The following is a 22,733-nucleotide window of genomic DNA, read 5'->3' on the forward strand; positions in this document are numbered from 1 at the left end:
GTCAGACGCCGTACGTCTCGCGCAGCTCCACCTTGCGCACCTTTCCGGACACCGTCATCGGGAAGGAGTCGAGGATCCGGAGGCGGCTCGGGATCTTGTAGTGCGCGAGCCGGCCCCGGCAGAAGGCGCGCAGGTCCTCCAGGGTGAGCGGGTCGGCCGCGTCGTGCGGGATCACGCAGGCGAGGACCTCCTCGCCGTACGCCTCGTGCGGCACCCCGACGACCTGGACGTCCCGGATCTTGGGGTGCGCGTAGAGGAACTCCTCGATCTCGCGCGGGTAGATGTTCTCGCCACCCCGGATGATCATGTCCTTGATGCGGCCGACGATCTCCACATAGCCGTCCTCGCGCATCACCGCGAGGTCCCCGGTGTGCATCCAGCGCCCCGCGTCGACGGCCTCGGCGGTCTTCTCGGGCTCGTTCCAGTAGCCGAGCATCACGCTGTAGCCACGGGTGCACAGCTCGCCGGCCGTGCCGCGCGGCCGGGTGACCCCGGTGGCCGGGTCGACGACCTTGACCTCCAGGTGCGGCAGGACCCGGCCCACGGTGCCGGTGCGGTGCTCCAGGTCGTCCTCGATGCGGGTCTGCAGGGAGACCGGTGATGTCTCGGTCATGCCGTAGCAGATGGACACCTCCTCCATGTGCATCTCGGCGACCACCCGCTTCATCACCTCGACCGGGCACGGCGAGCCCGCCATGATGCCGGTGCGCAGGGACGAGAGGTCGTACGTCGCGAAGTCGGGGAGGTTCAGCTCCGCGATGAACATGGTCGGGACGCCGTAGAGCGAGGTGCAGCGCTCCTGCTGGACGGCCTCCAGCGTGGCCTTCGGGTCGAAGGACGGCGCCGGGATGACCATGCAGGCGCCGTGCGAGGTGGCTGCCAAATTCCCCATGACCATGCCGAAACAGTGGTAAAACGGCACGGGAATGCAGATCCGGTCCAGCTCGCTGTAGGCGATCATCTCCCCGACGAAATAGCCGTTGTTGAGGATGTTGTGGTGGGACAGGGTGGCTCCCTTGGGGAAGCCCGTCGTGCCCGAGGTGTACTGGATGTTGATCGGGTCGTCGCAGGACAGGTCCGGGTACGGCGCCGGGGTCCCGCGGGCGATCAGCGCGTCCCAGCTGGGGTGGCCGATGTAGACGGTCTCCCTCAACTGCGGGCACCTGCCCCGCACTTCCTCGACCATCGCGCGGTAGTCGCTGGTCCTGTGGCTGAGCGAGGCGAAGAGCAGGGAGATGCCGGCCTGGTCGAGGACGTACTCGACCTCGTGGGTACGGTAGGCCGGATTGATGTTCACCATGATCGCGCCGATGCGGGCAGTGGCGTACTGGACCAGCACCCACTCGGCGCAGTTGACCGCCCAGATGCCCACCCGGTCGCCCTTGGCGACGCCGCTCGCGAGCAGGGCGGACGCCAACCGCTCCACGTCGGCGGCGAATTCGGTGTACGTCCAGCGCCGCCCGGAGGGTACGTCGACCAGGGCCTCGCGGTCGGGCCAGGCGGCGACGGCCCGGTCGAGATCGGCGCCGATCGTGTCGCCGAGCAGGGTCGTCCCGCTCGTCCCGTGCGTGTACGACAGCTCGGTCACCGGAAGTCCTCCTCGCGGTACTCGGCGTCCGACCCGGCGGCCGTGGCCTCGCGCAGCTCGATGCGGCGGATCTTGCCGGAGACGGTCTTGGGCAGGGCGCCGAACTCCAGGCGGCGGATGCGCTTGTAGGGGGCGAGGACCTCGCGGGAGTGCTCGAACAGCACCTTCGCGGTGCCGGGTCCGGGCTGCCAGCCCTCGGCGAGGACGACGTACGCCTTGGGCACGGCCAGGCGCAGCTCGTCCGGTGCGGGCACGACGGCCGCCTCGGCCACCGCCTCGTGCTCCAGCAGCGCGCTCTCCAGCTCGAACGGGCTGATCTTGTAGTCGGAGGCCTTGAAGACGTCGTCCGCGCGGCCGATGTACGTCAGATAGCCGTCCTCGTCGCGGGAGGCGATGTCACCGGTGCGGTAGTAGCCGCCGGCCATGGCCTCGGCCGTGCGGTCGGGGTCGCCGTGGTAGCCGGTCATCACACCGACGGGGCGGTCGGTGAGGTCGAGGGCGATCTCGCCCTCGTGGGCGCCGGGCGCGCCGGAGACCGGGTCGAGCAGTGCGACGCGGTAGCCGGGACTGGGCCGGCCCATGGAGCCGGTCTTCAGGGGCTGGCCGGGGCTGTTGGAGACCTGGACGGCGGTCTCGGTCTGGCCGAAGCCGTCCCGGATGGTGACACCCCAGGCCCGCCGGACCTGCTCGATGACCTCGGGGTTGAGCGGTTCACCGGCGGCGACGACCTCGCGGGGGCGGGTGGCGAGCTGGGTCAGGTCTGCCTGGATGAGCATGCGCCACACGGTCGGCGGTGCGCAGAAGGTGGTCACCTGGGCCCGGTCCATCTCGGCCATCAGCCGGGCCGCGTCGAAGCGCGTGTAGTTGTGGATGAAGACGGTCGCCTCGGCGTTCCACGGGGCGAACAGGTTGGACCAGGCGTGCTTGGCCCAGCCGGGCGAGGAGATGTTCAGGTGCACGTCGCCGGGGAGCAGGCCGATCCAGAACATGGTGGCCAGGTGCCCGATGGGGTACGAGGTGTGGGTGTGCTCGACCAGCTTGGGGCGGGCGGTCGTACCGGAGGTGAAGTACAGCATCAGCGGGTCGTCGGCCAGGGTGGGGCCGTCGGGGACGAAGGCGGCGGGGGCCGTGTACGCGTCCTCGTAGGGCTCCCAGCCCTCCTCCGGCAGCCCGCCGACCGCGATCCGGGTGTAGGTGCCCGGCACGTCCGCGAACTTGGCGGTGTCCTCGGCCCGGACCAGCACGTGCTTCACGCGGCCCCGCTCGACGCGGTCGCGCAGATCGGCGGGGCCGAGCAGCGGGGTGGCCGGGATGACGACCGCGCGCAGCTTCATCGCGGCCAGCGCGACCTCCCACAGCTCGGCCTGGTTGCCGAGCATGACGAGGATGCGGTCCTCGGCGGCGACGCCCCGCGCGCGCAGGTGGTTCGCGACCCGGTTCGAGCGCTCGGCCATCTCGGCGAAGGACAGACGGGTCCCGGTGCCGTCCTCCTCGACGATGTGCAGGGCGGTCCGGTCGTTGCCGTCGGCGATCACGTCGAACCAGTCCAGCGCCCAGTTGAACTGCCCGGGCCGCGGCCAGGCGAATCCCTCGTAGGCGCCGGCGTAGTCCTCGCGGTGTTCCAGCAGGAAGTCCCGGGCACTCCTGAAGACCTCGGTCGCCGTCGTCATGACGTCCTCCTAAATTCCGGACCATTGCCGGGCGGCTCTCTGGCATCGTCTAATCCGTGATGCAGGTCTCACTACCCCCGAACGGGGGTGTGATCCGCAGGGGAGCCGCGCCGAAGGAGCGATGAGGTGGCAGCAGAGGCCGTGGCAGCGGTGGAGATACGCGGGGCGCTGGTCCGGCTGAGGCGGGCCACGGGGCTTCCCGTCGCCTTCGGCGGCCTTGTCGCCCCCGGCCGGCCGCAGATCCGCATCAGCGAGCTGAGCGGCACCACCACCACCGCCCTCAGCTCGCTCGCGGTGACCTCGGGAAACGGGCTGGGCGGCAAGGCGGTCGCGCTGGCCCGGCCGTGCGCGGTCACGGACTACTCCAGCTCCCGGCGGATCAGCCACGAGTACGACGTCCCGGTGGCCGCCGAGGGCATCCGCTCGGTGCTCGCGGTGCCGGTGGTCGTGCGGCGGCGGGTGCGCGGGGTGCTGTACGGCGCGCTGCGCTCGGCCCAGCCGCTGGGCGACCGCACGCTGGGCGCGGCGGTGGCGGCGGCGCGGGACGTGGAGCAGGCGCTGGTGGTGCGGGACGAGGCGGGGACGCTGCTGGCGGCGGCCCGGCCGGAGCCCGGGAGCGACCACCGGGCCCCGGCGGCGGCCTGGGAGCAGGTGCGCGAGGCCCATGCGGCGCTGCGCGCGCTGGCACCCCGGATCGCCGACCCGGAGCTGCGCGCCGAACTGCTGACCGCCTGCGACCTGTTGACCGCGCCCCACCCGGCCGGGAGCGTGAGCCTGGCGCCGCGCGAGCTGGACGTGCTGTCCTGGGTGGCGGCGGGCGCCACCAACGCGGCCGCGGCCGAGCGGCTGGGCCTGCGCCCGGAGACGGTCAAGGGATATCTGCGCTCGGCGATGCGGAAGCTGGGCGCACATACACGAGGGGAGGCGGTGACCGCAGCGCGCCGGGTGGGCATGCTTCCCTAGACGGGCCCGCCTCCTGCGGGGTTCGCCGGCAGCCGTGAAGAAACCTGTCCATTCATGCAGCACCGCTTTGAATTTCCCTATGCGTTACCGTTTGTTATTTCCCTCACCACGGCTTCCGTCCGAATTTCAAGGATCGTTGCCTAGAATTTGGCCCGGACACGACTCAGGAGGGGAGCGGTGACCGTGCGACGGGACTTCCAGGAGCCTGCCCGATGCCGCCCCGACCTGCTGATCGGCCGCGAGGAGCTGTTCGCGACGGCCCGCGACCAACTCGCCTCGGGCGGCAGTGTGCTGCTGCACGGCCCGGCCGGAATAGGGAAATCGACCGTCCTGCGGGCATTGGCCGAGGAATACGGCGCCACCGCGCGCACCGTCCTGCGCTGCTCCGCGACGGAGTCCGAATCCCACCTTCCCTTCCTGGCGCTGGCCGACCTCCTCGGTCTGGTCCTCGACGAGGTCTCCCCCCGGCTGCCCGCCGCCCAGCGCACCGCCCTGGAGTCGGCGCTCACCGGACGCGGCGAGTCCAGCCTCCAGCGCGACGGCCTCGCGCTGCGCCTCGCGGTGCTCTCCGCGCTGCGCGCGCTCGCCGCCGAGGGCCCGGTCCTGATCGTCGCCGACGACCTGCAGTGGCTGGATCCGGCCAGCGCCGAACTGCTCGGCTTCGCCGCCCGCCGCCTCGAAGGCACCCCGGTCCAACTGCTGTGCGCGGTGCGCACGGAGGGTCAGGAGAGCCAGGAGTACGACCGTCATCTGCGCGCCTGCCCGCCGGACACGGTCGCCGTCCGGCTCGGCCCGCTCACCCACGTCCAGGTGGCCCGGCTGCTCGACCACCGCGGCCACGGCTGCCTGTCCCGCTCCACGGTCCGCGAGATCCACCGCACCAGCGGCGGCAACCCGCTGTTCGCGCTGGAACTCGGCCGCGCCCTCGCCGACAGCCCCACCCCGCCCCGGCCGGGCGAACCGCTGCCGGTGCCGACCTCGCTGCGCGCCCTGGTGCTCAGCCGCCTGGACATGCTGTCGGTCGAGGCGCGCCGCACCCTGCTCGTGGCCAGCGCCGGCGCCCGCCCCACCCCGGCGCTGCTGCACGCGGCCGGCCGGGAGAACGCCGAGGCCGAGTGCGCCCAGGCCGCCGAACTCGGGCTGCTGGCCACCGAACAGGAGGCGCCGGCCGTCCGGTTCGCGCACCCGCTCATCTCCGCCGCGCTGTACGCGGAGGCGCCCGCCCAGGAGCGCCGGGCCGCGCACGCGGCCCTGTCCACCGCTGCCTCCGACCCGATCGAACGCGCCCGGCACCTGGCCCTCGCCACCACCGGCACCGACCCCGAGGTGGCCGCCCGGCTCGCCGAGGCCGCGGCCCTCTCCCGGGACCGGGGCGCGCCGTCGGTCGCGGCCCAGCTCGGACTCCTGGCCGCCCGGCACACCCCCGCGGACAGCGCGCCCAGCCCCGACGAGCGGCGGCTGCAGGCCGCCGAGGACGCGATCACCGCCGGCGAGGTGGACCTGGCCCGGGACATCGCCCGCGAGGTGCTGACCCGGGCGACCGTGCCCGCGGACCGGGTGCGGGCCTGGATCATCGTCATCGACACCGCCGGCCACACCATGGCCGAGGTCGACGCCGTCTTCCCGCAGGCCCTCGCCGACGCCGGCGACGACCCGCGGCTGCTGGCCCTGGTGCACTACCAGCTGGCGTGGCGGGCGCTGATCGTGGAGGGCGACTTCACCGAGGCCCGGGAGGCGGCCGCGCACGCCGCCGGGCTGGCCGAGCGCGGCGGCGACCGGCGCACCGAACTGCTCGCCCTCGCCTTCCAGGCGCAGACCGAGACCCTGATGGGCCATCCGGAGGCACCCCGGACCATCAAGCGCGCCCTGAAGGAGCCCCAGGACCCGAGGGTGGCCTGCCATCACAACGGCGCGGGCAGCGCCCGGTTCCGCTGGCTGGTCATGGGCGACCAGCTGGCCGAGGCCCGGGGGACGGTCACCGCGCTGCTGCGCGAGGTGCGCCGGCGCGGCTCGGTGGAGAGCGAGGTGCACTTCCTGCGCGGCCTGGCCGAGACGGAGCTGCGCGCCGGTCACTGCGGCCGCGCCCTCGAACTGGCCCGCGAGAGTCTGCGGCTCGCCCGGGACTCCGGCATCGGCGAGACCGCCTCGGCGATGCTCACCTCGCTCGCGGAGGCCTCCGGCGGGGACGTGGACCGCGCGCTGGCGCTCGCCCGGGAGGCGGTGGACCACGCCGAGGAGGACGGCGACCAGATGTACCTGTCCCGGGCCCTGGGCGCGCTCGGGTACGCCCAGCTGGTGGCCGGCGACCCGGCGGGCACGGTCCGCGCGCTGCGCCGGGTGCGCCGCCTGGAGCTGGGCCTCGGCATCACCGACCCGGCGCGCGGCCGCTGGCACGGCGACCTGGCCGAGGCGCTGGTCCGCATCGGTGAACCGGCCGAGGCGCAGGACGTCATCGACACCAGCCGTGAGCACGCGCTCAGGCTCGGCCGGGAGAGCGTCCTCGGCGTGCTCGACCGCGCGGAGGCCCTGGTGCGGGCCGCCCACGGCGACCAGGAGGCCGCCGTCGCCCAGCTGACGTCCGCTCAGGACCGGCTCGCCAAGCTCGGCTACGGCCTGGAGGAGGCGCGGGCCGCGTTCGCGCTGGCCCAGCTGCGCACCCGGCGCCCGGAGACCGGCCAGCGCCGGGTGACGGCGTTCGACGAGGCGACCCGGCTGTTCCGGCGCTGCCGCGCCCTGCCCTGGCTGCGCCAGGTGGACGAAGCCCTCACCGCCCCGGAGCCCGAGCCGGCCCGCGCCGTGCCGGATGCGCTGGGCGGGCTCGACGCGCTGGCAGCCCTGGCCTCGATGGAACGTCAGGTCGCCGCGCTCGTCATGGAGGGCGCCACCAACCGGGAGATCGCCGCCCGGCTGTTCGTCAGTGTGAAAACGGTCGAGGCGACCCTGACCCGGGTCTACCGCAAGCTCGGGATCCGCTCGCGCGTCGACATCGTCCGTTTGGCGGCGGCGCGACGCGCGAAGTGACGGCGCGCCAGGTTAACTGAACCGGACCGAGGGTTTTCCCTCACCCAACCCCCTAGGGGGTTCCCTCATTGGGAGGCGAGGGTACCGGGTCCTAGCGTAAAGGGCGTGCCGCTCGCCCGGGCATACGGGGGTCGGTCCCGCGACCCTCGTGATCACCCCCCACACCCGCGCGACCCCCCACCGGCAACCCCCACTGAGGAGACTCATGTTCGGGCTCAGACGTGCCAGAAAGACCGCCGCGACCCTGATGGCCACCGCCGCCGCCGCGGCCACCGCGCTGATCGCCGCCCCCACGGCGAGCGCCGCACCCCAGCCCATCGTGGGCGGCACGACCACCACCACGACGGCGTACCCCTTCATGATGCAGATCAGCGACGCGTCCGGCAGCCAGTTCTGCGGCGGCACCCTGGTGGCCGCCAAGAAGGTCGTGACGGCCGCGCACTGTATGGTCGGCGAGACCACCAGCAGTGTGCGCGTGGTCGGCGGCCGGACCTACCTGAACGGCACCAACGGCACGGTCAGCCGGGTCAGCAAGATCTGGATCAACCCTGACTACACCGACGCCACCAACGGCGACGACGTGGCCGTACTGACCCTCTCGACGTCGATGCCGTACACGACGGCGTCGTACGTCTCCTCGTCCCAGACCGGTGTGTACGCGTCCGGCACCACGGCCCGGATCCTCGGCTGGGGCACCACCTCGGAGAACGGCAGCTCCTCCAACCAGCTGCGGACCGCGACCGTCCCGATCGTGTCCGACTCCAGCTGCAAGAGCTCCTACGGCTCGGACTTCGTCCAGAGCGACATGGTGTGCGCCGGATACACGTCCGGCGGCGTGGACACCTGCCAGGGCGACAGCGGCGGTCCCCTGCTCATCGGGGGCGTCCTGGCAGGGATCACTTCCTGGGGCGAGGGGTGCGCGGAGGCGGGTTACCCGGGTGTGTACTCCCGGCTGACCACCTTCTCGGACCTGGTGACCGCGCAGGTCAACTCGTAACCCGGAAGAAGAACACCTGAGCATCCCTCAGGTAGATACCAGGGGGGCGTTGCGGGCCACCACGAGCGGCCCGCAACGCTCCCCTCTCCACATCTGCGGTGCTGAGCCGTCCGGGGGGCGGCTCAGCGCCGTACGACGGTGCCGAACCGGATGTCGTACGGCGTCCCGGGGTGCATCGTCGTCAGCATCCGGGCGCCCTCCGCGGTCACGTCCTCCTGCTGGGCCTTCGTCAGCGTGCCGAAGGGCTCGATGACGAGGGCGTCGCCGTCCAGCTTCCACAGGCCGGCCAGGAAGCCGTCGACCAGCAGGGTGCAGTGGGCCCGGTTGCCCTGCCAGCTGCGGCCCCGGTACGTGGGCGGTACGACGCGGGTGCGGTCGGTGTGGGCGAGGAGGAGGTTGTCGAACTCGGGCAGGAAGCGGGGCGGGGCCGGGGTGCCGGGGTCGGGGCGGGGCGCGTCGGGCAGGTCGAACAGTTCGACTCCGTGCGGGTCCCGGAAGGTGAGGAGCTGCGGGCGCAGGCGCGCGAAGGCGTCCCCGAGCCGGGTGAGTCCGGCCCAGGTCTGCATGTCGCGGACGGAGGCGGGACCGAACGCGGCGAGGTAGCGCAGGACCACGGCGTCGGCGGCGGGCGCGGGCTCGGCCGGGCGGCCCAGCCAGTGCTCGGCGGTGGTGAGGGCGACCTGTCCGCTCCGCCCCCACAGGCCGCGCGGGGTCACCTGGACCAGGGGCAGCCGGCAGCGGGCGGCGACGGCGAGGGACCGCGGGTCCGCGTCCGGCCACTCGGCGCCGAGCGCCGAGCGCAGCTGGGCCATGGTCCGCGGCTCGGCCTCGACCAGCTCGCGGGCGAGCACGGCCAGCCGGCCGAGGTCGACTCCGGCGAGGCCCTTGCGGAAGTTCGCCAGCTCCCGGTCCCGGGCGGGCTGGACCAGCGGCCTGAGGGTCAGGCAGTCCTCGGCGGTGTGGGTGTGGATGGTGGAGCGCAGGGTGACGATCCGTACGGTCCCGCGGGCGGCCATCGCGTCCGACAGCCGCTGCGGGGCGAAGCCGTCGAGGCGGGCGGCGAGGGCGTAGTAGGGGGGCTTGACGTTCTGCGCCTGGAGGCCGAGGAGGCGGTGTACGGCGTCCGTCGCGGACAGCGGGGAGCGGCGCAGCAGGAGCTGCCGGTCCAGGGTGGCGCGGTTCAGGGCGCGGGTGTCCAGAAGGGGAGCCCCGGCTGCGCTGCTCTTCGTCATGCCCGCACGCTAACGCTCCTTGCGGACACTTTCTGTCCGCAATTCTCACCGGAGCCTGGACCGGTCTCGGGCGCCCGGGGCGGGAGGCCGCGGCTATCCTGCACGTACCCCGCTTCGTGATCACGCCGTACGCAGGCTCGACGGAGAGGCAGCCGATGCCCGAGCGCCCCAGCGGCAGGAACGGCGGCCGGAAGTCCGTCTGGCGCCGTGCCGTCACCGCTGCCCCCGCCGCCGAGACCGCCCCCGATGCCCCGGAGACCGTGGAGCCGGCCGAGCCGGCGAGCGTCGTCCAGGCGGCGCTGTACCGGGACGGCGTCCGCGTCTCCGCCCCCGCCACGCTCGCCGAGACCTTCCGTGAGCTGCGCGAACATCCCTCGGGCATGGCGTGGATCGGCCTCGCCCGGCCGACGGCGGACGAACTCCTCTCCCTGGCCGCCGAGTTCGATCTGCACCCGCTCTCGGTCGAGGACGCGATGGAGGCCCACCAGCGGCCGAAGCTGGAGCGCTACGGCGACACGCTCTTCGTCGTCCTGCGCGCCGCCCGCTACCTGGACGCACCGGAGGAGGTCGACTTCGGCGAGCTGCACGTCTTCGTCGGCCCGGACTTCGTCATCACGGTCCGGCACGGCGCGGCCCCCGACCTGTCCGCGGTCCGCCGCCGCATGGAGGACACCCCCGAACTGCTCGGACTGGGCCCCGAGGCGGTGCTGTACGCGATCCTCGACGCGGTCGTCGACGGCTACGCCCCGGTCGTGGCGGGTGTACAGATCGACGTCGACGAGATCGAGACGGAGGTCTTCCGCGGCGACCCGGAGGTCTCCCGCCGCATCTACGAACTCTCCCGCGAAATGGTCGAGTTCCAGCGCGCCACCCGCCCGCTGGTCAGCATGCTGCACGGTCTGATGGCGGGTTTCGCCAAGTACGAGACCGACGAGGAACTCCAGCGCTACCTCCGTGACGTCGCCGACCACGTCACCCACATCAGCGAACGCGTCGACGGCTTCCGCCAGGCCCTCACCGAGATCCTCACCGTCAACGCGACCCTGGTCACCCAGCAGCAGAACGCGGAGATGCGGGCTCTCGCGCAGGCGGGGTTCGAGCAGAACGAGGAGGTCAAGAAGATCTCTTCGTGGGCGGCCATTCTGTTCGCTCCGACGCTGGTCGGGACGATCTACGGAATGAACTTCGACCGCATGCCGGAACTGCACTGGAGGTTCGGCTATCCGTTCGCGATCGGGCTGATGGGCGTGGTGTGCGTCAGCCTGTACGTGATCTTCAAGCGGAAGGACTGGCTCTGATCCCGGCGGGCGATCTTGTAACGACGACCGGAGAATGAGCGTGTGGACGACAGAGCCGCACGTATCGCGGACTTCATCGACCCGCTGCGGGTGGCACCGGGTTCGACGGTGGATCTGGGCCGGGACTTCGACCCGCGGTACAGGGCCGGCCTGAAGAAGCAGGAGGGGGTGGAGCTGCTGCGCGCCGGGGTGGCCCTGCTGGCCGAGTACCAGCAACGGCTGGCCGCCCAGGACACCTACGGCGTCCTGCTGTGTCTGCAGGCACTCGACGCCGGAGGCAAGGACGGAACGATCCGGCACGTGATGAGCGGCGTCAATCCGCAGGGCGTGAAGGTGAGCAGCTTCAAGGTGCCCTCCACCGAGGAACTGAACCACGACTATCTGTGGCGCTACACCCGGCGGCTGCCCGAGCGCGGCGAGATCGCCATCTTCAACCGCTCCCACTACGAGGAGGTGCTCGTCGTCCGCGTGCACCCGGAGAACCTCGTGCGGCAGAAGCTGCCGGACAGCGCGCGCCGAGGAGACATCTGGGAGCGGCGCTACCGCGAGATCAACAACTGGGAGCGGTACCTCACCGGCAACGGGTTCAAGGTGGTGAAGGTCTTCCTGAACCTGTCCAAGGAGGAGCAGCGCCTGCGTTTCCTCAAGCGGATCGACCTGCCCGAGAAGAACTGGAAGTTCTCCGCCGCCGACGTCCGGGAGCGGCGCCACTGGGACGACTACCAGCGGGCGTTCTCCGAGATGCTCTCCGCGACCAGTACGAAGTGGGCTCCCTGGTACGTCGTACCGGCGGACCGGAAGTGGTTCGCGCGGATCTGCACGGCGGCGGTCCTCGGGCACACCCTGATGGACATCGACCCCCGCTACCCCGACGTGGGCGAAGAGGCGCGCAGGGATCTGCGGGCCGCCCGGCGGGAGCTGGAGCAGGAGGCGCCCCCCGGTGCCGCGGCCGACCCGTAGGCGGCCGGGCACGCCGCGGCGGACGGCGGGAGCGAGGCCGCTCACGGGCGGGCGAAGGGGAAGAAGCACGGCCGGGGCTGACATCCCGGGGCACGGCCGGCCCGATCGGAGGCAGGACGATGACGGTCCAGTCGGATTCCGTGGGGGCAGGGTCCGGAGCGGCTCAGCAGGCCTGGTACGCGCGGCCCGCCACGGAGGTCGTGGCGGCGTTCGGCGTCGACCGGGCGGCCGGGCTCTCCGCGGCCCGGGCCGCCGAACTGCAGGCCGCGCACGGCCCGAACGCGCTGCCCGAGGAGCAGCAGGTCGCGGGCTGGCGCCGGTTCCTCGCCCAGTACCGCAGCTACATGCAGCTCGTCCTGGTGGCCGCCGCGGTCGTCTCGCTGGTCATCCGGGAGTGGACCACCGGGATCCTGCTGATCGTGCTGACCCTGCTGAACGCGGTCGTGGGCCTGCGCCAGGAGGGCAAGGCCGAGAGCGCGATGAACGCGCTGAAGTCCATGCTGGAGGCCACGGCGCGGGTACGCAGGGACGGCGTGGAGGCCGAGATCCCCGCGGAGCAGCTCGTCGTCGGCGACATCGTGCTCATCGCCGCCGGGGACCAGGTACCGGCGGACGGACGCGTCATCGAGGCCAGCGCCCTGCAGATCGACGAGTCCGCGCTCACCGGTGAGAGCGTTCCGGCGGCGAAGGACGCCGAGCCGGTGCCGGGCGACCGGCTGCCGCCCGGCGACCAGACCGACATGGCGTTCATGAACACGCCGGTCACCCACGGCAGCGGGCTGCTCGTCGTGACCGCCACGGGGTCCGGCACCGAGCTGGGCAAGATCTCCGGGATGCTGTCGGCCACGGAGAAGGAGGTACCGCCCCTCACCCGGGAGCTGGACACCCTGACGCTGTGGATCACCGGGGCGGCCGGGCTGACCATGATCGTGATGTTCGCGCTGGGGCGGAGCCGCGACCAGGCCTGGGACGCGCTGTTCGTCAGCGCGGTCTCGCTCGCCATCGCCGCCATCCCGGAGGCCCTGCCGACCGTCACCCAGGCGATCCTCTCCGTGGGCAGCCTCAACCTGGCTAAGCGCAACGCCATCGTGAAGGAGCTGCCCTCGGTCGAGACGCTGGCGTTCACCTCGGCGATCAACTCGGACAAGACCGGCACCCTGACGATGAACCAGATGACCGCCGTCGAAGTGCTCACGCCGACCGACCGGTACACCGTCTCGGGCACGGGCTACGGACTGGAGGGGAGCATCCACCACGCCGCCGGCTCGGCCCCGGGCATCGAGGACGCGATCCTGCCGTACGTCGTGGCCAGCGACGCCAGGCTGGTGGACGGCGAGGTGGTCGGCGACCCCACCGAGGGCGCCCTGCTGGTGCTGGCCCACAAGGCGGGTCTGGACACCGACGCCACCCGGGAGCGTCTCCCGCGGCTCGCCACCCTGCCGTTCGACCCGGCCTACAAGCTGATGGCCACCTTCAACTCGACGGTCGACGCCTCCGGCCGGCCGGTGGTCCGGTGCTTCGTGAAGGGTGCGGCCCCCGCGGTGACGGCACGGGCAGCCGACGCCCTCGCGGCGGACGGGACCGTCCCGTGGGATGCCGGACTGCGCAGCCGCGCCGAGGCACAGACCGAGCGGATGGGGGGCGAGGGGCTGCGGGTGATGGCCGCGGCCACCCGCGACCTGGACCCGGACGGCTTCGATCCGGACGCGGACCTGCTCGCCTACGTCGAGGCGCTGCGGGTGACCAGTCTCGTCGGGATGGTCGATCCGCCCCGTGCGGAGTCGATGGACGCCGTGGCGGCCGCCCGGGCGGCACACGTCAGGGTCCGCCTGGTGACCGGCGACGACGTCACCACCGGGGCGGCGATCGCCCGGCAGATCGGCATCCCCGGTGAGGCCGTCCTCGGGACCGACTTCGCCGCCATGAGCGAGGACGAGCAACTCGCCCGCATCGACGCCATCGGGGTGGTCGGGCGGGTCGCGCCGGAGCACAAGGTGCTGCTCGCCGACACGCTCAAGAAGAAGGGCCACGTCGTGGCGATGACGGGGGACGGCGTCAACGACGCGCCCGCCATCAAGGCCGCCGACATCGGCATCGCCATGGGCAGCGGCACGGACGTGGCGAAGAACGCCGGCCGCATGATCCTCTCCGACGACAACTTCGCGACCATCGTGTACGCCGTCGAGCAGGGCCGGGCGATCTACGACAACCTCACCAAGTACATCCGGTTCGTCCTGCTCCTGCTGGTCACCTTCGTCCTGACGTTCCTCGGCGCCGCGATCCTGAACATCGCCGCGGGCGAGCCCTTCACCCCACCGCAGGTGCTGTGGATCCACTTCGTGGTCAACGCCTCCTTCGGCTTCGCGCTCGGCTTCGACCGGGAGAGTCCCGGGCTCATGCGGCGCCGGCCGCGGCCGCGAGGCGAGTCCGTGCTCACCCGGCCCGTGCTGGTCACGGTGGGGCTCGCCGGGCTGGCGATCACCGCCGTCCTGCTCGGTCTGATCAAGCTCGGTCAGACGCTCTTCGACAGCGTCGCGGTCGGGCAGTCGGTCGCGTTCACCGCCTTCGCGCTCTGTCTGGTCGTGGCCGCGTTCGAGTGCCGCAGCGAGACGGAGTCCGTCCTGACGCCCTCCACGTTCGACAGCAAGCAGATGAACTGGGTGGCTTTCGGCCAGTTCGTGCTCGCCGTGATGGTCACCCAGATGGACGGCTTCCGTCGCCTCCTGGGGACGACCGACATCGACGCACGGCAGTTCGGCTGGGCGCTGCTGTCCGCCCTCGCGCTGCTGTGCGTGTGGGAGCTGGGCAAGCTCCTGGCCCGCCGGGCGAGGAACACCGGGTGAGCAGACTCCTCGCCCCCTCCCGCATCCGGGCCCGTTCCCGGGATCCGTGCCCTCTCCACGTACCGTCGCGAGTGGCTGCCCAAGGACCTGGTCGCGGGCGTCGTCCTGACCACGCTGCTGGTGCCGCAAAGCATGGCCTACGCCGAGCTGGCGGGCCTGCCGCCCATCACCGGCCTGTACACGACCGTCCTGTGCCTGCTCGGCTACGCGGTGTGCGGACCGTCCCGGATCCTGGTCCTGGGGCCGGACTCCTCGCTGGGACCGATGATCGCCGCCACCGTGCTGCCCCTGGTCGCGGCCGGCGGGGATCCCGACCGGGCGGTCGCGCTGGCCTCGGTGCTCGCCCTCATGGTCGCGGCGGTCATGATCCTCGCCTCGGTGGCCCGGCTCGGGTTCGTCGCGGACCTGATCTCCAAACCGACGATGATCGGCTACATGAACGGCCTGACCCTGACCATTCTGATCGGCCAGCTGCCCAAACTGCTCGGCTTCAAGGTCGAGGCGGACAACCTGGTCGGGGAGTGCGTCGGCCTCGTGCACCAGCTCGCCGAGGGGGCGGTGGTGCGGGCCGCGGCCGCGGTGGGCGTCGGCGGGATCGTCCTGATCCTGGTGCTCCAGCGGCTGCTGCCCAAGGTCCCCGCGGTGCTGGTGATGACGGTCGTGGCGATCGCCGCGACCGTGCTCTTCGACCTGGGCGCGCACGGGGTCGGCCTGGTCGGTCAGCTGCCCGAGGGACTACCGCCGTTCACGATCCCGCACGTCCGGCTCCTGGACCTGGCGCCGTTGTTCGGCGGTGCGCTGGGCATCGCCCTGGTCTCCCTGGCCGACACGATCTCCAACGCGTCGGCGTTCGCAGCCCGCAACGGCAGGAGGTCCGGGGCAACCAGGAGATGGCGGGCATCGGTGCCGCGAACCTGACGGCAGGCCTCTTCCAGGGCTTCCCGGTCAGCACGAGCGGCTCCCGGACGGCGGTGGCCGAGCGCGCCGGTGCCCGGAGCCGGCTCACCGGGGTCGTCGGGGCGGTGCTGATCGTCCTCATGCTCGTGCCGGTCCCGGGCATGTTCCGCGATCTGCCCCAGCCCGCCCTCGCGGCCGTCGTCATCACCGCCTCGCTGTCCCTGGCCGAGCTTCCGGGAACCGTGCGGCTGTGGCGGCAGCGCAGGTCGGAGTTCCTGCTGTCGGTCACCGCCTTCGCCGGGGTGGCCCTGCTCGGTGTCCTGCCGGGGATCGCGATCGCCGTGGCGCTGTCCGTGCTCAACGTCTTCCGGCGCGCGTGGTGGCCGTACAGCACCGTGCTGGGGCGGGTCGACGGCCTGGAGGGGTACCACGACGTGCGGTCGTACCCGCGGGCCCAGCATCTGCCGGGCCTGGTGATCTACCGGTTCGACGCGCCGCTGTTCTTCGCCGACGCCAGGACCTTCCGGGACGCCGTACGGCGCCTGGCGCGCGCAGACCCGCGGCCGGACTGGATCGTGATCGCGGCAGAACCGGTGACCGACGTGGACACCACCGCCGCCGACGTGCTGGAGGAACTGGACGAGGCACTCAACGCCGCACACGTCCACCTCGTGTTCGCCGAGCTGAAGGACCCCGTGCGGCGCAAGATCGAACGGTACGGGCTGACCCGCACCATCGATCCGGGCCATTTCTTCCCCACCGTGGAGTCCACCGTCAGCCGCCTTCCGACAGCGCACCGGAGCGCGGTGGACGCTCCCGGCGCAGGCTCCCACCCTGCCGGACGAGCGCTGACCGCGCTCAGGCCGGGGCGCGGCCCGCCGCGACCCGGCCCATCGTCAGGGCCAGGCGACGTACCCTGCGCCAGTCGACCGGCGGCGCGGCGCGCGGGACTCCGGGGCGGTGCCGCGGCACACGGACGCGCAGGGCGCCGGGCGCGAGCCGGCAGTGCACCGGGGTGGGCAGCATCAGGGCCTCGCCGTCGATACCGACCGGGATCATCGGAGTGTCGGCGTCGACGACGACCTCGCGGGCGGTGACGGCGGTCAGCCCGCGACTGTGCCCGCCGCGCAGCAGCAGGTCCGTCGCCTCTGCCGCGCCGGCGACCTCGACGGCCAGCAGCCCCAGGGCGCCGGAGTCCAGCCGTTCGCGGCGCCCCAGGCCCGCCGAGTCGCCCGTCCGGTAGGGGTTGTTGCTCACCAGGACGGCCTGGGGATCCGTCAGGCGCCGCCTCCCTGCGCGGACCGTCAGCCGGGCGCCGCTGTGGTGGGTCAGCAGGTCCGGCAGCATCTCCAGAGTGGTGCGGGCCTTGTCCTCGCGGTAGGCGGGGCTCTGCACGACGGCCGCGTAGACACCGAACGAGGCGTTGTTGACGAAGACGCGCTCCGCGCCGCCGTCCGCGGGCTGCCGTCCCGAGCGGACGTACCCGAGGTCGACGCGGAGTTCGACGGCGTCGGTCAGCGCGTCCAGGCAGGTCGCGGGGTCCTGCCGGTCCAGGCCCAGATCCATGGCGAAGTGGTTGCGGGTGCCGGCGCTGATCACCACGAACGGGATGTCGTGCTCCGCGGCCACACCGGCGACCAGGGCCTGCGTGCCGTCACCGCCCGCGACGCCGAGCAGGTCGGCGCCCCGCCCCACGGCCCGCCGCGCCAGCTCGGACACGTCCTGGGGGCGGGCCGGGTCCAGCACGACGACCTCCGCGCCCAGGGCACGGGCGCGCTCCGCCAGCCGAAACCTCGCGACCTTCCCGCCGCCGGAGCGCGGGTTCATGATCAGGAAGGGCCGCCGGGCCCGGCCGGCGGGTCGCTCCGGCATGCCCGGCGCGGAGTCGTCGACGAGCGCGGCCCGGCCCGCGGAGACGGCCAGGGCCCACAGGCCGAGCGAGACCAGCACGACCCACAGCAGTCCGGCGGCCGTGTACAGCGCGAGGACCGCGAGCGGCGCGGCGACCACCAGCAGCACGGCCAGTACGCGTGTCCCCCCGGTACGGGTCAGCATCCACCACACGCCGGCCGCCGTGAGCAGCAGCCCGGCCACTCCCACCGCCACGAGAAGGATGCTGCCGAGCCCGGCGAAGACCAGCAGCACCGCTACCGCCGCCACGCCCGCCAGCAGGGCCACCCGCGCGGTCCAGCGCCTGCTCATGGGGCAACCTCCCGTCCCCGCACCGAGACCGGACAAGGGGCCCGGCCGATGTGCACCGGGTGAGCCCGGGCCCCGTTCCGTGGGTGCCGGCTTCCCGTTCAGGCTACGAGGGGGCACCGGGCACGGCATGTCCGACGGCACCGTCCGCGCACTCGTCGTGCCGGGGGAATGGTGCCACCCTGTCCGGTGTCGTTCCGGTGGATCAAGGACTACCAAGGAGCTGAGATGACCGAGGCGTTGGTGCTGGGCGGCGGCGGTGTGGGCGGGATCGCCTGGATCACCGGGCTGCTGGCGGGGCTCGCCGACGGCGGACAGGACGTGACCGGAGCCGACCTGCTGCTCGGGACCTCCGCGGGGGCGACCGTCGCCGCGCAGGTGGCCAGCGGGCTGGGGCTGGAGGAGCTGTACGCGCGGCAGGTGGATCCCGCGTTGCAGCCCGCCGAGATCACGGCCGAGATGGACCTGGAGAAGTTCGCCGCGGAGATCGGCGCCGCGATGGGCTCCGCCGCCTCGGTGCCGGAGCTGCGGCGTGCGGTGGGGCGGGTGGCGCTCGAGGCGCGGACCGTGCCGGAGGCGCGGCGGCGCACGGTGATCGAGTCGCGGCTGCCGTCCCACGGCTGGCCGGAGCGGGCGCTCAAGGTCGTCGCGGTGGACGCCGGGAGCGGGGAGCCGAGCGTCTTCGACAAGGACTCCGGGGTGCCCCTGGTCGACGCCGTCGCGGCGAGCTGCGCCGTGCCGGGGGTGTGGCCGCCGGTGACGATCGGCGGGCGCCGGTACGTCGACGGGGGCGTGCGGTCCATGGCCAATGTCGACTACGCGGGCGGCGCGGACCGGGTGCTGCTGATCGTACCGATGGGGACCGTCGAGCCGTTCCCCAGCGAGCAGCCGGTGGAGCGGGCGGTGGAGGAGCTGCGCGCCCAGGGCACCGAGGTGGTGGTCCTCGCGCCGGACGAGGCGTCGCAGGCGGCGATCGGCGACAACGTCCTGGACCCGGCCACCCGCCGCCCGGCCGCGGAGGCGGGGCGGGCGCAGGGGCGGGGGCTGCGGCTGCCGTGGAGCCGGGGCTGAGCCGACCGCCGCCGTCGGCCCGCGCCTCGTTCCGCCCGTTTCCGCTCCGGCCCGTGCCGGTGCTCAGGGGCCGCGGTCGCAGACCGAGGGCAGCCAGTTCAGTTCCTCGTTGCTGCTGAGGCTGTCCAGCTGCGCCAGCAGCTCGTCCAGCTGGTGCGGATCGGCGAGGAAGTCGATCGCCGCCTGCGCGAAGGCGTCGCGGACCGACGGCGGCATGGCGTCGGAGGCGTCGAAGCAGTGGACCGCCCCGGTGTCCAGCAGGGTGTCGGCCAGGGTGCTGTGCCAGGAGCCGTTGGAGTCGGAGGCCGGCTGTGCCCTGGTGTCCACGGAGAAGCCGGCCTCCTTCGCGGTCCAGGCCTGCTGGGCCTCGGCGGAGGCGAGGTGGCGGATCAGCTGCTCGGCCTGCGGGGTGTTGTGCAGCAGGGCCACCAGGTCGCCGGAGACCTCCCAGGTGTCCTTGGCCGTGGCGCCGGGGATCAGCTCGGCCGAGTGCGTGTAGCGGCCGCGAACGTCCTTCCAGGGCTGGTAGCTGCGGACGAACGACGCCTGGTGCTCCAGGGTGCACTGCGGCGGCCGCTGCGTGACCGGCTTCGACGCGTCCTGGTACTCGGTCTTCAGCGCCCGTGCCACGAGGTCCGGATCGGTTCCCGCGCCGACCAGCCTCCGCCAGGTCTGCCAGGCCCGTTCCACCTCCTTGGACTGCCAGGGCAGCAGGCCGCGCGCCCACCGCTGGTAGGTCCGCCAGCCGGACTGCTGGAGCAGGATGTCCTCGATCCAGTCCGTGCCGGGCCAGCCGCTGGTGGCGCCGGAACCCATGCCGAGGCACCACTGGTCCGGCCGGGCCCCGGCCGCCTTCAGCTCCTGGTCGGTGGTGTCGCGCGGGTACCAGACGATGCTCTTGACGTCGGCCTTGAGCGGGAACCAGTACACGTGCCCCTTCAGCGGCGTGGCCCAGGACGTGCCGAACGCGCCCTGGGGGACGAGGTCTTCGACGGGGAAGAGCTGCTTGCGTTCGGCGTAGTCGGCGAGTTCGCCCGGGCCGGTGAGCACCACGACGTCGGGTGGTGTGCCCGCCTCCACGTCGGCGCTGAGCACCTGGCTCTCGGCGGAGCTGCCCTGGTAGTCGACGCGGATGTGGTACTTCCGCTCGAACGGGGCGATCACCGCGTCCCGGAAGTGCGTTGCGTCCTCTCCGGTCCAGTTGGCCAGCAGGGTGACGGTCGGTTCCTGCCCGAGTGCCCGTACGCCCACCACGACGGCCGCCGCCAGCACGGCGAGGCAGCTCGCCACCACGGTGACCACGCGCACGAGGTGGCGGGAGGGGCGGCGGAGGCCGGGTGCGGCCGTCGCCGGGCCGCTGCCGGGGGCGCTCACCGGGGCCTGAACCGGTAGTCGTTGATGTGCTGCCGCAGTCCCGTCTCGGACAGTGCCATGAGCAGGACGCCTCCTATCACGATCCACACCGAGGCCGCGGCGCGGAAGCCGGTGTGCGCCAGGTACGAGGCGGTCTGCCGCCCCGCGTGGGGAACGGACGGGCCGGGCGGCGTCCGGTCGAGCAGGGCGCGGGTGTCCGCCATGCCCTGGTGGGTCCACACCGTGAACAGCACCAGGGCCGCGAACCCGGCCGCCAGCAGTGCTCCGCCGGCGATGAGCTGCCGGTTGTACCTGCGCCGGAACCGGTGGCGCAGGAAGAGCTGGGTCTCCACCAGGGCCGTACCGAGGGCGAGGACGAGCAGCGCGGCCACGCTCCAGCCGAGCCACAGCGGCGGCCCGAAGGAGGTCTGCCGCTCCACCGCGGCCAGTTGTTCACGCTGCAGGTCCCTGAGCCGGGCCTCGATGCCGGAGTCCTCGGCCTTCAGGATGCTGGTGGCATAGCTGAGGTAAGCCTCCCGCAGCACGCTTCCCTCGGGCTCCACCTGGGCCTTCAGGACCATGGCGGTGTACCCGGTGATCAGTCCGGAGACCGTCTGCACGGCCTGCCGGCCGGCCGGACCGCCCACGTCGTCGGCGGCGGCCAGGGAGACGCTCTGCGCGGCCACCGAGATCTGCTTCTGGAACTCGCTGAAGGAGTGGGGCGCTCCGGTCGCGTCCGCCTGCGCCGCGTCGAGCGCGTACAGCGCGGTGTCGATGGCGAGGACGGCGGGGGCGCTGGAGGTGCGCAGCGGGTTCGCGTCGCCGTGCACGCCCTCGTAGGACAGGAAGAGGGAGAGGGTCAGCAGGGCGGACAGGGCCAGCAGCAGCCGACGCCGGACGGACAGGTCGTGGGCGGTCGTACTGCCCTCGCCCGGCGGGCGCCGCCCGGCGCCCACGAGACGGCCGAGGAAGCGGGGCAGGGGGGCGGGATCCCTCAGGCGCGGGGCGGCATGAGCCGTCGGAGCGGCATGGGTCATCGAGGTGGCATGGGTCATCGGGGCGGCATCGGTCACGATGACCCCTTCAGCAACCGCCCGCAGTCGCCCCCGCAGTACACGGAGTCCGCCGGGCCGATCCACTGGCAGTCCGGGCACGTGACCAGCTCGTCGGCACCGGCCGGAGCGGGGTCGTCGGCGCCGGGCGGAGCCGGTGGGCCCTCGGCCGGCGGGCCTGCGGCCGGCTGCCGGGGCGGTGTGGTCATGGCGCTGGACAGGATCAGATGCTGCCAGTCGACGTCCTTGAGGCCCTCGCGGACCCGGCCCGTGCCCGGCTCGGCCTCGATCCGGCGCAGGGCGGCCAGCAGGTGGGCGTCGCCCAGTTCCCCGGCCAGCGACAGCGCACGGGCCAGTTCACGGTCCGCCTCCGCCCCGCCCTCCGCGCGGCGCAGCCAGGCCCGGTACGCCCGGGCCACGGCAGCGCTCGCCTGCTGGTACAGCTCGTGGCGGCGGACCCCGGGATGCTGCCGGGACGCGTCCAGCGGGTTGTCGGTCCAGCGCACCAGGACGGGCTGCGGTGCCGGCAGCCGCACGGGGCGGCCGAAGTCGGGTACGACCACGTCCACGGCGGCGAGCTGGAGGTCCTCGCCGAGCTCGCGGCCGGTCGGGTCGGCGGTGAGCACGACCTGGAAGTGCCGGGTCTCCTCGCCCCAGGCGCGGGTCACGTACTCGGCGCCGCGTTCGCCGAATTCGGCGCCGGTGGCCAGGAGTTCCTGCTCGCTCGGGACGACCTGCTTGACCTGGCGGATCACCGTGCCGGGGGTCGGGGTGAGCTTGATGCGCAGCTCGGGGACGGCCGTGCCGAGCAGTCCGTTCACCAACTCCTCGTATGCGGCGGGCAGTTCGCCTTCCCGGCGGACGGCGCCGGCCCGGCCGTGCAGCCGCCGGGTGATGCCCAGGAGAAGGTCGGCGTCCCAGTCGTCGCCGATGCCCCACGCATCGCAGACGAACCGGCCGTCGCAGGCCTCCAGGGCGGTGTCCAGGCGCATGGCGGCGCGGTGGTCGTGCTCGTTGCGTCCGTCGGTGAGCAGCAGGACATGTTTGACGGGCGCGGACTGCTTGCTGAGCAGCCGCCGGGCCAGGTCGAGCCAGTGGCCGATGGCGGTGCCACCGTCCGCGTCCAGGATGCGTACGGCACGTTCGGCGGCGTCGCGCTCGGCGGGTCCGGCGACGGCCATCACCTCCCGGCCGGGGCCGGGGTGGACCACCGTGGCGTCGAACCGGCCGGAGAGCACGGCGAACGCGGTCCCTTCCGGCAGCAGCCGGAGGGCGGCGACCGTGGCGTCCTTGGCGGCGTGCAGTTTGGTGTCCGGATGGAGCATGGAGCGGGAGGTGTCGACGATCAGCACCTCGGCGAGGGCGGGCCCGGCCTCGCGGGCGGCGCCGGCGGCGAGGCCCGGCGTGCCGTTGCTCCTGACCCCGATCTCCAGGATGGCGTGCATCTCCCGGTCGCGGCGCTGCCCGCCCGTCGTCGGCACGGCGGGCAGTTCCTTCTTCTGGCCGACCGCGAGGGTCACCTCGACCTCCTCGGCGCTCTCGGCCACGCTCATGGCTGCGTCCCCCTCGCTTCCCTGTCCACTGGTGCG

General features: G+C 72.9%; 14 protein-coding genes and 1 pseudogene. 8 read left to right on the forward strand and 7 right to left on the reverse strand.

The window, feature by feature from the left end; all coding sequences use genetic code 11:
- Position 1: 1 nt before the first annotated feature.
- Positions 2-1,588, reverse strand: coding sequence for an AMP-binding protein (locus tag ABZ471_RS01265; RefSeq protein WP_359061068.1), 1,587 nt, complete (start codon positions 1,586-1,588; stop codon positions 2-4).
- Positions 1,585-3,258, reverse strand: coding sequence for an AMP-binding protein (locus ABZ471_RS01270; protein WP_359061070.1), 1,674 nt, complete (start codon positions 3,256-3,258; stop codon positions 1,585-1,587). Before ABZ471_RS01270 ends, ABZ471_RS01265 begins: the two co-directional genes overlap by 4 nt.
- A gap of 126 nt (positions 3,259-3,384) precedes the next feature.
- On the opposite strand from ABZ471_RS01270, the gene ABZ471_RS01275 reads away from it, so the two are divergent.
- From ABZ471_RS01275 to ABZ471_RS01285, 3 genes are all read left to right on the forward strand, one after another.
- Positions 3,385-4,221: a helix-turn-helix transcriptional regulator gene (locus ABZ471_RS01275; RefSeq protein ID WP_359061072.1), complete on the forward strand. Its 837-nt coding sequence runs from the start codon at positions 3,385-3,387 to the stop codon at positions 4,219-4,221.
- Between the two features lie 177 nt (positions 4,222-4,398).
- Positions 4,399-7,242 carry an AAA family ATPase gene (locus ABZ471_RS01280; RefSeq protein WP_359061074.1) on the forward strand — a complete coding sequence of 948 codons (2,844 nt, stop codon included), beginning with the start codon at positions 4,399-4,401 and terminating at the stop codon, positions 7,240-7,242.
- Positions 7,243-7,447: 205 nt separating this feature from the next.
- Positions 7,448-8,239, forward strand: a complete 792-nt coding sequence (locus ABZ471_RS01285; RefSeq protein WP_359061076.1) for a serine protease — start codon at positions 7,448-7,450, stop codon at positions 8,237-8,239.
- A 122-nt stretch (positions 8,240-8,361) separates the two neighbouring features.
- On the opposite strand, the gene ABZ471_RS01290 is transcribed toward ABZ471_RS01285, so the two are convergent.
- Entirely contained in the window at positions 8,362-9,471 is a 1,110-nt protein-coding gene (locus tag ABZ471_RS01290) for a winged helix DNA-binding domain-containing protein (protein ID WP_359061078.1), read from the reverse strand.
- 155 nt (positions 9,472-9,626) lie between these two features.
- Between ABZ471_RS01290 and ABZ471_RS01295 the strand changes: the two genes are divergently transcribed.
- The 4 genes and pseudogenes from ABZ471_RS01295 (at position 9,627) to sulP (ending at position 16,321) form a co-directional block, all read left to right on the forward strand.
- Positions 9,627-10,769 carry a magnesium and cobalt transport protein CorA gene (locus ABZ471_RS01295; protein WP_359061080.1) on the forward strand — a complete coding sequence of 381 codons (1,143 nt, stop codon included), beginning with the start codon at positions 9,627-9,629 and terminating at the stop codon, positions 10,767-10,769.
- A gap of 42 nt (positions 10,770-10,811) precedes the next feature.
- The gene (locus ABZ471_RS01300) at positions 10,812-11,729 is read left to right on the forward strand and encodes a polyphosphate kinase 2 family protein (RefSeq protein ID WP_359061082.1); all 918 of its coding nucleotides are present in this window, start codon (positions 10,812-10,814) and stop codon (positions 11,727-11,729) included.
- A gap of 119 nt (positions 11,730-11,848) precedes the next feature.
- Positions 11,849-14,572, forward strand: a complete 2,724-nt coding sequence (locus ABZ471_RS01305; protein WP_359061084.1) for an HAD-IC family P-type ATPase — start codon at positions 11,849-11,851, stop codon at positions 14,570-14,572.
- A 42-nt stretch (positions 14,573-14,614) separates the two neighbouring features.
- Positions 14,615-16,321 (forward strand): annotated as a pseudogene (gene sulP, locus ABZ471_RS01310) (sulfate permease).
- Positions 16,322-16,327: 6 nt separating this feature from the next.
- Here the strand turns inward: sulP and ABZ471_RS01315 are convergent.
- Positions 16,328-17,671 carry a diacylglycerol kinase family protein gene (locus ABZ471_RS01315; RefSeq protein WP_359061086.1) on the reverse strand — a complete coding sequence of 448 codons (1,344 nt, stop codon included), beginning with the start codon at positions 17,669-17,671 and terminating at the stop codon, positions 16,328-16,330.
- Between the two features lie 225 nt (positions 17,672-17,896).
- On the opposite strand from ABZ471_RS01315, the gene ABZ471_RS01320 reads away from it, so the two are divergent.
- Entirely contained in the window at positions 17,897-18,739 is an 843-nt protein-coding gene (locus ABZ471_RS01320; protein WP_359061088.1) for a patatin-like phospholipase family protein, read from the forward strand.
- Between the two features lie 63 nt (positions 18,740-18,802).
- On the opposite strand, the gene ABZ471_RS01325 is transcribed toward ABZ471_RS01320, so the two are convergent.
- Genes ABZ471_RS01325 through ABZ471_RS01335 form a run of 3 tightly spaced genes read right to left on the reverse strand, consistent with a single transcriptional unit; the run spans position 18,803 to position 22,697 of the window.
- Entirely contained in the window at positions 18,803-20,113 is a 1,311-nt protein-coding gene (locus tag ABZ471_RS01325; protein WP_359061090.1) for an ABC transporter substrate-binding protein, read from the reverse strand.
- Entirely contained in the window at positions 20,110-21,165 is a 1,056-nt protein-coding gene (locus ABZ471_RS01330; protein ID WP_359061092.1) for a hypothetical protein, read from the reverse strand. Before ABZ471_RS01330 ends, ABZ471_RS01325 begins: the two co-directional genes overlap by 4 nt.
- Entirely contained in the window at positions 21,162-22,697 is a 1,536-nt protein-coding gene (locus ABZ471_RS01335; RefSeq protein ID WP_359061094.1) for a VWA domain-containing protein, read from the reverse strand. The genes ABZ471_RS01330 and ABZ471_RS01335 overlap by 4 nt, the downstream gene beginning before the upstream one ends.
- Positions 22,698-22,733 lie beyond the last annotated feature (36 nt).

Origin of the sequence: Streptomyces sp. NPDC005728 (assembly GCF_040630895.1) — a bacterium.
GTDB lineage: Bacteria > Actinomycetota > Actinomycetes > Streptomycetales > Streptomycetaceae > Streptomyces.

What these genes read in the sequence shown, in the direction of transcription:
- ABZ471_RS01270 (WP_359061070.1), bottom strand. Translation starts at nt 3,258, where the DNA reads ATGACGACGGCGACCGAGGTCTTCAGGAGTGCCCGGGACTTCCTGCTG.
- ABZ471_RS01285 (WP_359061076.1), top strand. Translation starts at nt 7,448, where the DNA reads ATGTTCGGGCTCAGACGTGCCAGAAAGACCGCCGCGACCCTGATGGCC.
- ABZ471_RS01290 (WP_359061078.1), bottom strand. Translation starts at nt 9,471, where the DNA reads ATGACGAAGAGCAGCGCAGCCGGGGCTCCCCTTCTGGACACCCGCGCC.
- ABZ471_RS01295 (WP_359061080.1), top strand. Translation starts at nt 9,627, where the DNA reads ATGCCCGAGCGCCCCAGCGGCAGGAACGGCGGCCGGAAGTCCGTCTGG.
- ABZ471_RS01305 (WP_359061084.1), top strand. Translation starts at nt 11,849, where the DNA reads ATGACGGTCCAGTCGGATTCCGTGGGGGCAGGGTCCGGAGCGGCTCAG.
- ABZ471_RS01315 (WP_359061086.1), bottom strand. Translation starts at nt 17,671, where the DNA reads ATGAGCAGGCGCTGGACCGCGCGGGTGGCCCTGCTGGCGGGCGTGGCG.
- ABZ471_RS01320 (WP_359061088.1), top strand. Translation starts at nt 17,897, where the DNA reads ATGACCGAGGCGTTGGTGCTGGGCGGCGGCGGTGTGGGCGGGATCGCC.
- ABZ471_RS01335 (WP_359061094.1), bottom strand. Translation starts at nt 22,697, where the DNA reads ATGAGCGTGGCCGAGAGCGCCGAGGAGGTCGAGGTGACCCTCGCGGTC.